Here is a 276-nt window from a genome sequence, read left to right on the forward strand (position 1 = left end):
ACAGAAAGCGGTGATCACATGTGGAAGCTATGAAGACGTAAAGATTAATAAAAATACATTCCTGTTCTGTGATCCGCCTTACCGTGATTGCTCGATTATGTATTCAACAGATTTTAATGATGAACAGCATAAGCAGTGTTATTCATGGGTACAGAAAAAAGTAGAAGAGAAAAAATCCGTTGGTATGTTGTGTAATAAAAACCTGAATGACGGTTTCTTTAGTTCACTACCAACAACAACAGAAAGTGAACATATCAACATTCAGTATTCGCATAC

At 35.5% G+C, this 276-nt stretch carries 1 protein-coding gene; it reads left to right on the forward strand.

The window, feature by feature from the left end; translation table 11 throughout:
- A partial coding sequence (locus tag B4920_RS30085) for a DNA adenine methylase (RefSeq protein WP_216820049.1) occupies positions 1–276 on the forward strand: 276 nt, incomplete at both ends.

Origin of the sequence: Zoogloea sp. LCSB751, assembly GCF_002028455.1 — a bacterium.
Taxonomy (GTDB): domain Bacteria; phylum Pseudomonadota; class Gammaproteobacteria; order Burkholderiales; family Rhodocyclaceae; genus Zoogloea.